Here is a 416-nt window from a genome sequence, read left to right as displayed (position 1 = left end):
GCTCAGGAATTAAGTATTGATTTAGATTTTAGAGATCGATTTGAATATCGTCATGGATTCAATAGTCTGGTTCCCCAAGGAGCAGATCCTGCGGCTTTTGTGCAACAGAGAGCCAGGTTAAAATTTGGATACACTTCCGAAAAATTCAAAGCTCATTTTAGCGTTCAGGATGTTAGAGTATGGGGAGATACCAGACAGATTCTGGATAATGATGCTAATAATAATTTACAAATTGCAGAAGCCTGGGCATCTTTGGCATTCGGAAAAGGTTGGTCCACTAAAGTAGGGCGACAAATGATATCATATGATGATCAAAGAATTCTAGGTGGTTTAGACTGGGCATTACAAGGTCGTTTTCACGATTTGGCTTTAATAAGATATGGAAACGAAAAGATCAAATTGGATCTTGGTTTTGC

General features: G+C 38.5%; 1 protein-coding gene. It reads left to right on the top strand.

The annotated features are described in order from the left end of the window. On the top strand, positions 1 to 416 hold a 416-nt coding region (locus Q0910_RS28550; RefSeq protein WP_299224255.1), incomplete at both ends, for an alginate export family protein.

The organism is uncultured Aquimarina sp. (genome assembly GCF_947495315.1).
GTDB lineage: Bacteria > Bacteroidota > Bacteroidia > Flavobacteriales > Flavobacteriaceae > Aquimarina.
Note: the sequence above shows the minus strand (reverse complement) of the source record. Positions and strands in the feature narration are given on the sequence as shown.